Raw genomic sequence first — 13954 nt, forward strand, 5'->3', positions numbered from 1 at the left:
CCTTGTTAAAAGGTTTGTGCCGTGAATTAATTGAACGTCATGACGCAGGGCAAGCGGTATTAGATATGGCGTTTATCGATGAATATTGCCATGGTTTTGCCGAGTTTAAACAAGATTGTCTTAACACCCCTTGGGTCGATATTGAGCAGCTCAGTGGTTTAACTAAGGCACAAATTCAGCAAGCAGCAGATATTGCCTGCGCGTCGAACAAGACCATATGCTGTTGGGCTATGGGCATGACTCAGCATAAAAATGCCGTGGCCAATATTCAACTAATGACCAACTTTTTAATGTTGCAAGGCAACTTAGGCAAGCCCGGTGCAGGTGTGTGTCCGGTGCGTGGCCACAGTAATGTGCAGGGCGACCGTACTATGGGCATTTGGGAAAAACCACCCAAAGCGTTTTTAGATAAACTCGAACAAACCTATGATTTTATTGCTCCTCGAGAAGATGGTTATGATGCCATTGAAGCCGCTCATGCTATGCAACAAGAAAAGCTGAAAGTATTTTTTGCCTTAGGTGGTAACTTTTATCGCGCCATGCCCGACCATCAGGCCATTGAAGCTGGTTTGGCAAACTGTGATTTGAGTGTGCAGGTATCGACTAAATTGAATCTATCCCATCTCTATACCGCGAAAACAGCCTTAATATTCCCAACCTTAGGGCGTACTGAGATAGACCGTCAAGCCACTGGCATTCAAACCGTCACGGTGGAAAACTCCATGGGCGTGGTGCAAACCTCTCATGGCAAAATCCCGCCTGCTAGTCAAAGCTTAAAAAGTGAAATCGCTATCATTGCCGAGCTGGCGACCAAGGTATTACCACAGAGCAAAACCAACTGGTTAGCCCATCGTGATGACTATGCCTTAATTCGTGATGGCATTGCTCAAGTGATCCCCGGCTTTACTGATTTTAATCAGCGCATTGAGCAAGATGGGGAGTTTGAATTACCTAATGCCGTGCGGGATAAACGCCAGTTTAATACTGCCACTAAAAAAGCTAATTTTGTGGTGCATGAACTCAGCGCCGCCAAAGGCGCGGATAAATGTTTAATGATGATGACAATACGCAGTCATGACCAGTTTAATACCACTATCTATACCGACAATGATCGTTACCGTGGTATTCATGGCAGCCGTCAGGTCTTGTTTGTTAACGCTCAGGATATTGCAGCCTTAGGTTTTAAAGCCGGAGAAGTGGTGGATATTCACAGCCATTGGCCAGATGAGCCCCAACAAATACGCAAAGCTCAAGGATTTACCTTGGTGGAATACGCCATACCTCAAGGCTGCGCTGCATCTTATTACCCTGAAACCAATGACTTGATCCCGCTCAGTAGTGTGGCAGAAAAAAGCAATACTCCTGCTTATAAGTCAGTGGTGATCAGTTTACATAAAGCTAAATAAAGCTTAGTAACGATACAAAAGGCGATAAAATAACTAACAGCACGAGTGGAGGAAAAGATGGCTACAATCAGCAGACATAGACCACAAAATCCTGTGCGTTTAATTCATCCCGATTGGTGTAAAAACGCGGTGATGTATCAAATCAATACACGGCAATTCACTAAACAAGGTACGTTTAGCGCGGCAATTGAGCACTTACCTCGACTTAAAGATTTGGGCATCGATATTATTTATTTGATGCCGATAAATCCTATTGGGCTTAAAAATCGCAAGGGCAGTCTAGGTAGCCCTTATGCGGTACAAAATTATCTAACAATTAACCCCGAGTTTGGCACTATTGATGACTTTAAAGCCTTAGTAAATGCCATTCATGCACAGGGCATGTATGTGATCGTTGATTGGGTGGCTAATCATAGTGCTTGGGATAATGTTTTAGTGGCTGAGCAACCACAGTGGTATTCCCGCGACCATCAAAATGACTTTCACCCCACACCTTGGTGGGATTGGCATGACATTATTGACTTTGATTATTCCCATCCTGAGCTACGCGAATACATGGCCAAAGCGATGTGTTATTGGGTTAAAGAGTGCGACATAGACGGCTATCGCTGTGATGTTGCTGGCATGGTGCCGACGGATTTTTGGGTAGCAGTTCGCCAGCAACTCGAACAAATTAAACCCGTATTGATGTTAGCCGAATGGGAAACCCGAGACCTGCATTATGCTGCTTTTGATATGACGTACGCATGGATGTGGAATGAAACTCTACATGGCATTTGTATGGGCAAGCTCAAAATTGAAAAGCTGTTTAAGTACTATTCGTGGCATGAAAAAACCTATCCCAAAGATGCGATTAAAATGACCTTTGTGAGTAATCACGATAAAAACGCGTGGGACGGCACCCAGTTTGAGCAGTTTGGTGAGGGGCTAAAAGCAGCCATTGTTTTATCAGTACTCGGTGATGGCATGCCCTTGATATATAACGGGCAAGAAGCGGGAAACCCTAAGCGTTTAGCCTTTTTTGACCGTGACCCTATTGAGTGGCGCAACCATGAAATTGGTGATTTATATCAGCAGTTGATTACTATTAAAAAATCCCATAGCGCACTAGCAAATGGCCAGTGGGGCGCAACCATGTTACACGTAGCCAATAGCAGCCCCGATAGTGTGTTTAGTTTTGTGCGCCAAGATGCTTATAGCCAAGTGCTGGTGGTATTGAATCTCTCTGCCAAAGTACAAAATGTGTGTTTGCACAGTGCTTTAGTGACAGGGTCGTATCGTGAGTGTTTGCGCCAAGAACTGCAAAATTTTGATAGCATTACGGAGTTTGAACTGGCGTCGTGGGATTATCGGGTATGGGTTAAACCGCTATAAAAAAAGCCAGCTAATGCTAAGCACTCGCTGGCCAATCATTAATGTATAAATAAAGAGCTTAGTCAGCGCGACTGATAAACTTATGTTCTTCAGTATTGACTCGTACTCTTTCACCGTTGGCGATATATTCTGGCACTTGGATCATTAAACCCGTGCTTAATTTAGCTGGTTTAGTGCGGGCCGTGGCCGAAGCTCCTTTAATTGAAGGATCGGTTTCGATAATCAACATATCTACGGCAGTAGGTAACTCGATGCCTACTGGCTCACCTTCAACCAACAATACTTGCAAACCTTTGGTATCTTCGGTGATAAATAAAGCTTCGTCGGCAATGGTCTCGTCGTTTAGCGCGTAAGAAGTATAATCTTCGTTATCCATAAAGAAGTACTCGTTACCGTCAATGTAAGACAAAGTCACTTTACGGCGGCTAAAATCCACAGCGGTAAGCATTTCTTCGGCTTTAAAGCTTTCATCGGCTTTAACGCCAGTACCGACTTCGTATAAACGCATACGGTACAAACTTGCACCACCACGACCGCTGGGTGTGAGTTTGTTAATATCTTTGATCAAATATACTTTGCCATTATGTTCAATGGCCGCATTCTTTTTAATTTCACTGGCTTTAGGCATAGGAGCTCTCCAAAAAATTTTGTGGCAGAAAATAGCATGGAAATGGGATTTGGCAAAAGCCAAAAATGAATTTGAAGGCGAAAAGGTTATTGCTGAGCGACTAAGATTCTAAAAGCATGCGCTGGTACTTAGTCATATCGATAACTGATCGTTGGCGCTGGCATCCTCTGCTTCGTTCTATCTTCCAACATCCATATTTGGTCGCCTGCCAGTTTACTTAGCTAATTCTGACGCCACTCATGGAACGCTTAAGCGGGGAAATAAAAGCCAACGTTCGAATGAGAATCACATTGTTCTGACTCTAATGATTCATGCCGAGCAAACAATAGTTGGTACTAAAAATTACCATTTTATTTTCTACAGGGAATGTGAAACTATGTCTTTGATTAATATATATTTGCTTGATTGTGATGAAGTTTTCAATCAAATATTGACATGAATTTTTCTCTAAAAGGAGTTTTCTGTATGAAAAATAAACTTGCTTTCCTTATATATGTAGCGATATTGAGTGGTTGCACATCAACAACAGTAGAAGATCAATATACAGGTTTGCCCCTTACACAAAACGCCATGCAATCTGCAAAGTGGAAGCAATTGAATAGATTTCCCGCTAGGTATCCAATGAAAGCCGCAATGGGATCTATTGAAGGCTGTGCAACTATTGAATACGTAATAACGCCACAGAATGAAATTAGAGACATCAATGTTATCACTGCAACCAACAAGCTATTTGCAAGCGCGGCTAGTGAGGTGATTAACAAATGGAAATGGTCCGAATTACCCCAAAATGTCACCAAGGTTCCTGTGAAAACACAAACTCGATTTGATTTTTGTTTTGATCAACCAGATCAGTCATGTGTCACAGTTAAACCAGAATATTCATGCCCAAGTGAAGACATAGTGTATTCGACCGGTATGCGAATTAAAGTTAATAATTAAGCAGATCACAGATAAGTTAAGGCATTACTTTCATCACATGGCTAAATTTATGTTGGCCTTTAACTATCCAACTTGGTGTAGCTTTGCCTGTCCCCGCAGATTTTAAATTAGGATGCTGATTTACTACGCTGGTTAAGATAGCTTCTTGTTTATGTTCGATATCGACAAAAAAGACATGTTGACCTTTTTGTAACAGCTCCTGAAAGCGTTTGAATTGATGGTGGGGCAGTTGGATACCAATCAACCCACCTTGCCAAGTGCAAAAACCTAAAGTTACTAAGGCTGAAAAAATAAATGGTAACCAGCCAATAGGACTTTGGTGCCACTGCATAAGGTATGTTACCACGAGTACTAAACCCGCTCCCACTAAACCTAAAATGGCTCCGACTTCGGTAGAACGAACTACGTCTTTTTTTAGTACCGGCTCTATGGCATGTAGATGGTGTTTTTCGACTTCAGCGTCGTTGTCACTTAACACATGAATTTGAGGGCTTAATACGCCTTTGGCTTGTAGCTCGTTTTCAATCGTTTCTAATTCGCTTAGATCATCACTTATGTAATAGTGTCTTTGCATGGTTTTTCTCCGAAACTAATGTCTATTGCATTAAAATCAACTTAATGAGTATAGCAGTGTTATAAAAATGTAAAGATTGTAGAGCAATACGCTTTTGATACTCAGGGTGCAAATGGCTTGGGATGTTTGCTGACTTCGGCTATTCACTTCTCTTTAGTATGCCTATCGTGTAATTCTGATATGCTATTTGTAGCGTTTTTACTAGGAAGTGTAAGCAATGAGTGGACTTGGAACCGCATTAATTTTTTTGATAGCAACCGTTGTTGCAGTACCTATTTTTAAAAAATTCAAGCTTGGGGCTATTCTTGGATATTTGATCGCGGGTTTAATTATCGGCCCACAGATAATGGATTGGGTGAACGATCCTCAAACCATTCTGCACATCGCTGAATTAGGTGTGGTGCTATTACTCTTTATTATAGGATTGGAGTTAGAGCCGCAAAAGCTCTGGCGCATGCGCAGTCACATTATGTTAACCGGTGGTGGGCAGTTAATTATCAGTGCTGCGGCCATTACTGGATTAGTACATTACAGTTTTGAATTAAGTGTAATTAGTTCGATTATTATCGGTTTGTCCTTGTCGTTATCGTCTACTGCTTTTGCGGTACAACTTTTAAATGAACATAAAATTCTAAAATCTCCGCCCGGCCAACAGGGTTTTTCAATATTGCTCATGCAAGATCTTGCGGTTATTCCCATTTTACTGCTAGTTGAAAGCTTTTCCGTACTTGAAAAAAGCCAATCTCCGCAATGGTGGATAAGTGTGTTGGCTGTCGTTGGAGTCTTAGTTGTTGGCCGTTATTTGACCAATCCTTTTTTACGTTTGATTTCATCTTACGGCAGCGCAGAAGTGATGACAGCTGCCGCGCTATTAATAGTTATTGCGACGGCTTTGGGCATGCAGGAAGCTGGTCTTTCAATGGGCATGGGCGCTTTTATCGCGGGTATACTCCTAGCTAACTCAAGCTTTAGGCATCAGTTAGAAACCGAAATTGAACCTTTTAAAGGTTTACTCTTAGGCCTGTTTTTTATCGCTATAGGCATGAACCTCGATTTGGGTTTGTTAATTGCGGAACCGATTTTTATTATCTCAGCCGCTTTACTGTTAGTTGTGATTAAAACAGTCATTATCTTTTTGATTTTGAAACTGAATAAACAGACTTCTACTGATTCATTCAGAGTCGCTTTAATGCTGTCTCAAGGTGGTGAGTTTGCTTTTGTTGTAATGGCCCAAGCGGCGAGTAATGGCATTTTTGCAGTTACTATTGCCGACCAAGTGACGCTTGTTGTAGGCATATCAATGGCTTTAACCTCACCCTTGGTTATTTTGCATAGCTTGTGGTTTACCAGTAAAAATTGTCCTGCGGTATATGATAATAAAAAAGATATTAGTGAGCCTGAAGTATTGATTGCAGGCTTTGGTCGTTTTGGCCAAGTGAGCGCGAGGATATTGGCAGCAAACAACATCCCTTTCATCGCGTTGGATAAAGATGCCAAACATATTGAGTTTGTAAAACAGTTTGGTAATAAAGTGTTTTATGGTGACGCTTGCCGTCTTGATTTATTGATCACCGCAGGTATTGAACATGTCCGTATTTTACTGATCGCGGTGGACAGTGAAGAAGATGCTCTGAAGATAGCAGAGTTAGTACATCATCAATTTCCCCAAATTAAAATTATCGCCCGAGCTCGAAATCGCATGACAGTAAGACGTTTCGCTGAAATTGGAGTTGAGCATTCTGTAAGAGAGTTATTTGCCGGTGGCTTAGACGCTGCAAATTTGATGTTAAGGGAATATGGGTATACAGAGTCTGAAGCTAATAATCTAACGACTATGTTTGCCCAACATGATAAAGATTTATTGGAAAAAAGCATTGCTCAAGATGTGACAATGGAGCAACTTATTGCCACAAGTAAACAGGGTAGGGAAGAGCTCAGTACGTTGTTTGCGAAAGATAAACAGTCGTTGTGAGGTTTAGAATTGCTAGTTAAAGCCTAAGCCTATTTTATCTATCCAAAAACAAAGCACTCCTATAGCTCGAAAGACAAAATGCCAATGGCTTTCGACCATGCGGATTTGTGTATCGCTTAAATTTTCAGGGCTACGAATAGATTTAATCCATACCTCGGCCATTTCATGTTTAGCTAAGCTCATTTCAATCATGGCGAGAAAGTCGTTTTTTTGCTGCTCCATTGCCGTATTGGTTAGGATGGTACGTTGACCTAGGTTTATTGTGCAGGGCTGGTATCAGAAGTCATTGTTTTTTGAGGAGTTGCGGCATTTTTAATATTTTTCAGGGCCTCAAAAATATCCTGATTACTAATTACCAGATTATTGTGTTGTGTTCTGACATCCATCGCTCTTAGACGCAGATTTTCGACGATAGCTGGATTATCACGTAGTAGCTTTACTGCGAGTTCAATTTGTTGTGCAGATAAGTTTGTGCTGCAGGGGTAGTTCAACTGGTTCTTAATGTCATTAAAATCTCCTGTCGGTACAAAGCGATCGCCACAATGTTGACCAACACTATCTTGGATTGCTACCGGCAGACTCTTTCTGAATGTTACGCGGTAAGCAGAATTAACACCTTCATCATTCACTTGATCTAATATTCTTGTGTCATAGATGAGTAACGCGGTATTCACTAAGGTTTTATCTGCGATAAAACCAATTTTCCCGGTAGAAATGAGCTCATCATAGGTGGTTCTCTGCCTGATCCCTGCGTTAAATTGGGTTGCACGATACGCGGCAATCAATAATTGTTCATCAGATATATCAATCGTGCCCTGCAGTCCAGCTAGCGCTTTGTCAGTATTGCTTTGCACATCGACCAGATACTCAATTAAAGCGGCATAATTCCACGCCTCAACCACAAGATCGGCTTTGAGTCGTTCAGTAAATTTTTCGCCTAAGTGTTTATCGGTTTGTGCCTGATTCCAGTTTGATACCTGAATACCCATAAACACGCCCACTACCACGATTAAAAAATCGATGCCAATGGCTGTCCATTCTTGATTGCGAAAGTGTTGAATTACGCGGCGTAGGATCATGGTTTTCTACCTGCGATGCTGCGAAGTTTGATAAAAATCTCGCTGTTGACCTTTTCTAAGTCTTGGATTGCGGTCTCCAGATCTGCAAAACGAATTTGTAAGGACTCCACCAGTCCGGGGGCAGTGCGCAGTAAAGTGGCCGCTGCAGCGATCTGTGCCGCATCAAGTCCAAGTGTGCATGGATAAGCTAGTGAGCCGACAATTGCTTGGTAGTCACCGGACGCGGCGAAGCGATCACCACATTTTTCAAGCAAGGCATGCTGGACATCGGCTGGTACGCGCCGACGGAAGATCGTTCGGATTGGGGCTTGTCGCCCTTCCTCGGCGACCACATCTATCAGCGTCGTGGTATAAATTGAAATTGCCGTCGTGCGTAGGTCTTCATCGGCAATAAGTCCGATATTGCCCGTCGAGATCAACTCGTCAAAGGTCGAACGCCCCCTGTCCATATATTTGTACTGGGTCGCCCGATAGGCATTGATAAGAAATTGCTCGTCAGATAGAGGAATTGCGCCGGACAGTGTGTCGAGTGCCGCCTTCGCGCCGCTGAGAACGTCTCGATTGTAGTCGATAAGATATTCATAAGCCCATGCTTCATAACGCATATCCTTGGCTAATCGCTCGCTGAACACGGCCGCTCGTTGGCTCGTTTTACGACCGTCGTTCCAGTTAGATACCTGCAGTCCCATAAACACACCAAACACCACAATCAAAAAATCAATGCCTATGGCTGTCCATTCTTGCTTACGGAAATGGTGAATAACGCGGCGTAAAATCATCGCTTAAAGCCTTAAAAAATTGGGAGGCGTTATGGCACGCTGGTAATTTGTGATCCAACCGTGCTGTTTGTTTTTTAAGCGTATCTATCCCACTGCTTTAGCGCAACTTAATTTTTGTTTGTTAGCTCCTTGGGTTTCAGCATAAGAGTCTGAAAGACTTATATTTTATCTTTACTGGGGCAGGGAAAAATCGCCTATTTCATTTTCGGCCCAACCATAACTTACTGCTTTAGCCTGTATGGTTTGCTTGGATTTTAACGATATCGAAAACGTTAAAGCTAGGCATGGGTTTTACTCTAGAGATTAACCATGAGCTTGTTGCTGACAACGCCAGTAACAAGCTCGTGGTACAGGTTATAGTCGTCCTGCTGCACGCTCTTTGAGCGCATAGTCTACTGCTCTGGCAGTTAACGCCATAAAGGATAAGCTGGGGTTTTGCGGAGCCGTTGAACAAAAGCTGGCACCGTCGGTAACAAACAGGTTAGGAATATCATGACTTTGGTTAAAACTATTAAGCACTGAGGTTTTGGGATCGCGCCCCATACGTGCCGTACCTACTTCATGGATAGCCAGTCCCGGTGGTTTATTTCTGGTTTGTCCTTTAACGTTGGTCAGGCCTACGGCTTCTAACATCAAGATCATCTGCTCTTTTGCGTCTTCCATCATCAGTTTTTCATTTTCTGAATACTGGCAATCGATGTCTAATTGAGGCATGCCCCATTTATCTTTTAGGGTAGGATGCAAGGCCACTTGATTTTCAAAACGTGGCAACATTTCGCCCATGGCGTAAAAACTAAACTTCCACTTTCCGGCTTGTTTAAGACTGTTTTTAAAATCAACACCTATACCATCTTGATGTTGTGTTTGTTTCCAGTTTTCACGGTAAGCACTGCCACCGAGCATGTAACCCCGTAAAAATTTACGTTTAGGATCCGGTTGATAATAAAAGTTGGGAACCAGAATACCGGTTGGACGACGGCCACGGTCAATCTCGTCCTCAAAGCCCTCAACGTCGCCGCCTGCATTGGCATTGTAATTGTGATCCATTAAATAGTGGCCAAGCACGCCGCTGTTGTTAGCTAAACCATTGGGCTGGGATTTAGTCGAGCTATTTAATAAAATTTGCGTACTGCCTAAGGTTGAGGCACATAAAAACACTACTTTGGCAAAATACTCTCGCTGACTCAGGTCGTTGTTATCAATGACCCTGACACCAATCACCCGATTTTTTTGCTCATCAAAGATCAAACTATGCACCACACTATCGGGCGCAATATGCAGTAAACCTGTTTTTGCGGCGGCCGGAAGGGTAGAGCTTTGAGTAGAGAAATAAGCGCCAAATGAGCACCCCGCCTGGCACTCATTACGTGCCTGACATTGCACACGCCCTTGGGAGTAATGTAATTCAGTGGGTTTGGTTAAATGGGCGGTGCGGCCAATGGTCATGTTTCGCGTTGGAAACAAGGCTTCGAGTTTGGCTTTAATGGCTTTTTCTGGTGAGCTCATTTCAAAAGGTGGTAAAAAATCACTGTCGGGTAACTGTGGCAAATTTTCAGCTTGACCACTGATGCCCGCATGTTTTTCAACATAGGAATACCAATCAGCAATATCTTTATAACGAATAGGCCAATCATTACCATAACCATCTAATGAATTTGCGGCAAAATCATAGTCACTTAAGCGATAAGATTGACGATGCCAGAGTAGGGATTTACCGCCCAATTGATTGGCACGTATCCAGCTAAAGGGTTTATCTTTTGGGGTGTTGTAAGGTAAATCACGATCATTGCCAAAAAAATGTTTGGTGGCATCTTTAAAGGCATAACATTGCTGTTGGATATTGTATTGCTGTTCTACCAATAAATTATCAACACTAGTGCGAAACTCTTGCTGCCACGGCGCTTTATTTTCACCGATATAATCTTTGCGATGTTCGACAATGCGGCCGCGCTCAATCATCAGGGTTTTCTGGCCTTTTTCACAGAGCTCCTTCGCAGCCCAACCTCCAGACACTCCAGAGCCCACTACTATCGCGTCATACACTTCGCTAGTTTGTTTAATATACATCTGTTCATTTTGCATGTTTGTTTACTTCACTATTTTTAAAATTTGAACTTTAAAATTTGAGCCATGGAGATTAGTAAGACAAGCCCTGGGAGCCCCAACTTGCATCACTTGTTTTATAAGGGATCGAGCCCGTGTAACCACCAGGTACGGCGAGATATCTTAGTTCCTTAGAGGCGCCGACTTCAGAGGTGTAATAACCAAAGCAAATGAGGGTTTTAAGGTATTTAAAATCATTGCGGTATTTTTGTTTAAAGTGGCTGGTGCCCAACTCTATGTGGTTAAGCAAGCTAACTTGTTGGGCCGCCGATAGTTCCACAAAACTGTGTTGGTATTGTGCTTGAGCTTCTTTATCCATATTAGTCAGCAGCTCAATAATTCGTTGTTGTTCTTTTACGGTGTGACAATGAAACAATTGATTATCGATAAAACCATGCACATCCACATCGGCTGCGCCAAGTGTTTCGGTTATAGGTATGACTTGGGCACAAATGGCTTTTAGCTGAATTAACTGCGCTTGCGATAACAATTTACCTGCTTTACTGGTGCTATCTGCTTGGGATGTATAGGCCATCGCCACTGAAATAGCATTGCCGCCTAAGAGTTGCGTAGCCGCAGTGGCGCCGACTAAAACTCCAAAGCCGTTAAGAAAACGGCGGCGCGAGGTGTCGTGACATTGTTGGGTTTCATCCCCGTGATTTTGTGACATATTACTTCCTACACTATTGTTCGTGTTTGTTAACAACCTAAGGTTTTTAGTGACTAACAAAACTAAGGTGTTGTTATGCTGAATCTACAACTCAGCAATAATCTTATCTAAACCTGACTTGGATAAGGCCACTGCCTCTAAAGGTGTTACGCCTTCGGGATATTCTTCTTGCTCAAGCACTATCCATTGGGTACCACCATAAGCAATATTCGCTTTAAGTAAAGCGCCCCAGTCATATTTGTCTTGTCCTAAAATAGGACTTTGTTGGCTGTTGGGTTTTGTCCTGATTTTGAAATGAGTACTTAACGTTCGCCCAGGATACTTTTTGACATAGGCGATTGGATCTTTACCGGCAAAATTGACCCAACCCGCATCCAGTTGCAGTACTACAGTGTTAGCTGTATGTGAAGCTATGTAATCCCAGAAGCTTGTCTTTTGGAAATTATTAAATTCCTTATCATGGTTGTGAAAACCTATATTAATGCCCCATTTGCTGGCCTTGGCTGCGGCCTCGTTTAATTCTTGAGTAAGTTGTTTTACACCATCGGGATGCCAAGCTCTTTTGTCCCAAGGCACAATCACTAAGTCCACGCCCAGTGTCTGCATAAAATCTAAAGTGTTAGCGATATTTTGTGCATCTAGTTGCTTAATATTGACATGGGCTCCACTGGCTTTTAAGCCAAAAGAATCTAACAGGGTTTTGAGGCCTGCTGGATTAGTTTGGTAAGGTCCAAAATCACTGGCAAACTCCACGCCTTTAAAACCCAGTTCAGCTAGTTTTTTTAAGGTCCCGGTAAAATCTGCTTTAAGCTCATCTTTTATTGACCACAATTGCACACTCAGGGGCGGTATTTTATCGCGGTAAGATTGTTCTTGTTGCACTGAGTTATTGTTTTTGCTGGTTTTGATGATCAGCGTTTTAGCTTCATCAGCTAAATCGGTAGTGAGATGGATGGTCTTATTTGCGCTGGTGATAGTGAGTTCATATTGGCCTTTAAATCCGTGAACCAATACTTCGCCATCTTGATCTGTTGTTGCAGCGATGTCTGTATGCCAACGTTGTTTGGTTAAATACAGCCACATTTTTCCGTTAAGTGGCAAGGATAGATCCCAATTGATCAAACCCTTATTTTCTGGTTCATTTAAAGGTTTATCACCGGCACGAGAGGATTTGCTTAATTCGTTTAAAGTGGTCCACGCCATCACGCCGTTTACCTGAGGATGGGAGAACAATATGCTCATATAGTTTTCGGTTAGCTCGGCACGACGCAGCTCACTTGGAGCAAAACGAAAACCTTTGTTATTGTTGGTATCAACAATTTCAAATTCGGTGGCCATTATGGGTAGCTTTAAATCAGCAAACTGCTCTAAACGCTCATAAACCTGTAGCGGTGTAATATCATCTACGCGAAAACGGGCTTGTACTCCAATCGCTTCAATTGGTCCGCCTTGTTGCAGAATTTTATCAATAATACTGCGATATTCGGTGATGCGATAAGCCTGTTGATGAGGGGCTGAAATAATGCGGTTTTCATTGATATAGAGTAATGCATCTTTATTACGACGATATTTGGCGGCTAGTTTAAACCAGTCGGCCATCGCCTCGTCACCAAGCATGGCTTGTATGTCTTTGTTATCAATGGGTTCGTTGATGACATCCCAGGCCATTACATCCCATTTTTGCGCCGCAATTTGGATTTGCTGATCAACAAACTGTTTAAGCGCGGGGTTATTTTTACCATCTTTATACTGTAGCGCATCATCATGCATGTACTGCCAACCTGGCCATACTAGATTATGGCCACGCACATCAATATTTTGCTGTTTAGCCCATTCCAAAATCGGCGGCACATAAACCGCGAGTTCGTCTTTGCGTTTGTATTTTAGCGCATTGCCAAAACCAATTTGATTGGCAAAAGCGGGCAGCACCGGTTTTACTTTGTCAAAGTGCTTGGCGAGGATCACCGTACCAAAGGCAAACTGATGTTTTATCAGTTTGGCTGTTACTTTTACGTCTGGTATCGCTTGGCCAGTGTCGTCTACCACTTGTATCAATAAATGTTGTTTGCGAAATTCATTGATCCTCTGCTCGGCAGCATCACGCCATGCTTCATCACCCTGCCACAGTGCAGGAGTTTCACCCACCTTTAATAAACTTTCTAGGCCGCTAATATCCTTACCATCATAGGTGGTCGACCAAGCGGGCAGACAGCTAGCTATAAACATGACAAAAACTAAAATTATGCGCATATACATCTCACAACGGGTTAATCAAATGCCACATTAAAACAGCCAAATGTCTTAAAACTATGTGAGCAAAGGGGTAACTTGTATCAAATGCGCTCAACATACTAGTTGTGTTAACGTTAATTTGGTCAGCAATTGTCGCACTATCGTTAAATGCGACAACTTGATACATTTCGTCTACTT

General features: G+C 42.6%; 12 protein-coding genes. 4 read left to right on the forward strand and 8 right to left on the reverse strand.

From position 1 onward, the window contains the following. Both AX660_RS19015 and AX660_RS19020 read left to right on the forward strand, forming a co-directional pair. Window positions 1-1406, forward strand: a 1406-nt coding sequence (locus AX660_RS19015; RefSeq protein WP_157884358.1) for a molybdopterin dinucleotide binding domain-containing protein, incomplete at its 5' end; no start/stop codon positions are given. Window positions 1407-1463: 57 nt separating this feature from the next. After that, window positions 1464-2780 (forward strand): alpha-amylase family glycosyl hydrolase, encoded by a 1317-nt coding sequence (locus tag AX660_RS19020; protein ID WP_068380592.1) that lies wholly within the window; start codon window positions 1464-1466, stop codon window positions 2778-2780. A gap of 58 nt (window positions 2781-2838) precedes the next feature. Here AX660_RS19020 and efpL read toward each other — a convergent pair whose 3' ends face one another. After that, window positions 2839-3408, reverse strand: a complete 570-nt coding sequence (gene efpL / locus AX660_RS19025) for an elongation factor P-like protein EfpL (protein ID WP_068380596.1) — start codon at window positions 3406-3408, stop codon at window positions 2839-2841. Between the two features lie 465 nt (window positions 3409-3873). Here efpL and AX660_RS19030 point away from each other — a divergent pair, with 465 nt between their 5' ends. Continuing rightward, entirely contained in the window at window positions 3874-4347 is a 474-nt protein-coding gene (locus AX660_RS19030; protein ID WP_068380603.1) for an energy transducer TonB, read from the forward strand. 16 nt (window positions 4348-4363) lie between these two features. On the opposite strand, the gene AX660_RS19035 is transcribed toward AX660_RS19030, so the two are convergent. Continuing rightward, complete coding sequence (locus AX660_RS19035) at window positions 4364-4921, reverse strand: NAD/FAD-utilizing enzyme (protein WP_068380606.1); 558 nt, start codon at window positions 4919-4921, stop codon at window positions 4364-4366. Between the two features lie 217 nt (window positions 4922-5138). Here AX660_RS19035 and AX660_RS19040 point away from each other — a divergent pair, with 217 nt between their 5' ends. Further along, window positions 5139-6893 (forward strand): monovalent cation:proton antiporter-2 (CPA2) family protein, encoded by a 1755-nt coding sequence (locus tag AX660_RS19040; protein WP_068380608.1) that lies wholly within the window; start codon window positions 5139-5141, stop codon window positions 6891-6893. 12 nt (window positions 6894-6905) lie between these two features. On the opposite strand, the gene AX660_RS19045 is transcribed toward AX660_RS19040, so the two are convergent. The 6 genes from AX660_RS19045 to AX660_RS22910 form a co-directional block, all read right to left on the reverse strand. Further along, the gene (locus tag AX660_RS19045; protein ID WP_068380609.1) at window positions 6906-7115 is read right to left on the reverse strand and encodes a hypothetical protein; all 210 of its coding nucleotides are present in this window, start codon (window positions 7113-7115) and stop codon (window positions 6906-6908) included. 35 nt (window positions 7116-7150) lie between these two features. Next, on the reverse strand, window positions 7151-7972 hold the full coding sequence (locus AX660_RS19050) for a hypothetical protein (RefSeq protein ID WP_068380610.1): 822 nt from the start codon (window positions 7970-7972) through the stop codon (window positions 7151-7153). Further along, window positions 7969-8751, reverse strand: coding sequence for a DUF6090 family protein (locus tag AX660_RS19055; protein WP_068380611.1), 783 nt, complete (start codon window positions 8749-8751; stop codon window positions 7969-7971). The genes AX660_RS19050 and AX660_RS19055 overlap by 4 nt, the downstream gene beginning before the upstream one ends. Window positions 8752-9105: 354 nt before the next feature. Beyond that, window positions 9106-10833, reverse strand: coding sequence for a GMC oxidoreductase (locus AX660_RS19060; RefSeq protein WP_068380612.1), 1728 nt, complete (start codon window positions 10831-10833; stop codon window positions 9106-9108). Window positions 10834-10888: 55 nt separating this feature from the next. Further along, complete coding sequence (locus AX660_RS19065) at window positions 10889-11524, reverse strand: gluconate 2-dehydrogenase subunit 3 family protein (RefSeq protein ID WP_068380613.1); 636 nt, start codon at window positions 11522-11524, stop codon at window positions 10889-10891. Between the two features lie 84 nt (window positions 11525-11608). After that, the gene (locus AX660_RS22910) at window positions 11609-13774 is read right to left on the reverse strand and encodes an endo-1,4-beta-xylanase (RefSeq protein ID WP_201027478.1); all 2166 of its coding nucleotides are present in this window, start codon (window positions 13772-13774) and stop codon (window positions 11609-11611) included. Between the last annotated feature and the right edge of the window lie 180 nt (window positions 13775-13954).

It is taken from the genome of Paraglaciecola hydrolytica, assembly GCF_001565895.1.
Classification (GTDB): domain Bacteria; phylum Pseudomonadota; class Gammaproteobacteria; order Enterobacterales; family Alteromonadaceae; genus Paraglaciecola; species Paraglaciecola hydrolytica.

Coding starts and splice junctions, on each gene's coding strand:
- AX660_RS19020 (WP_068380592.1), top strand. CDS start 1,464: ATGGCTACAATCAGCAGACATAGACCACAAAATCCTGTGCGTTTAATT.
- efpL (WP_068380596.1), bottom strand. CDS start 3,408: ATGCCTAAAGCCAGTGAAATTAAAAAGAATGCGGCCATTGAACATAAT.
- AX660_RS19030 (WP_068380603.1), top strand. CDS start 3,874: ATGAAAAATAAACTTGCTTTCCTTATATATGTAGCGATATTGAGTGGT.
- AX660_RS19035 (WP_068380606.1), bottom strand. CDS start 4,921: ATGCAAAGACACTATTACATAAGTGATGATCTAAGCGAATTAGAAACG.
- AX660_RS19040 (WP_068380608.1), top strand. CDS start 5,139: ATGAGTGGACTTGGAACCGCATTAATTTTTTTGATAGCAACCGTTGTT.
- AX660_RS19045 (WP_068380609.1), bottom strand. CDS start 7,115: ATGGAGCAGCAAAAAAACGACTTTCTCGCCATGATTGAAATGAGCTTA.
- AX660_RS19050 (WP_068380610.1), bottom strand. CDS start 7,972: ATGATCCTACGCCGCGTAATTCAACACTTTCGCAATCAAGAATGGACA.
- AX660_RS19055 (WP_068380611.1), bottom strand. CDS start 8,751: ATGATTTTACGCCGCGTTATTCACCATTTCCGTAAGCAAGAATGGACA.
- AX660_RS19060 (WP_068380612.1), bottom strand. CDS start 10,833: ATGCAAAATGAACAGATGTATATTAAACAAACTAGCGAAGTGTATGAC.
- AX660_RS19065 (WP_068380613.1), bottom strand. CDS start 11,524: ATGTCACAAAATCACGGGGATGAAACCCAACAATGTCACGACACCTCG.
- AX660_RS22910 (WP_201027478.1), bottom strand. CDS start 13,774: ATGCGCATAATTTTAGTTTTTGTCATGTTTATAGCTAGCTGTCTGCCC.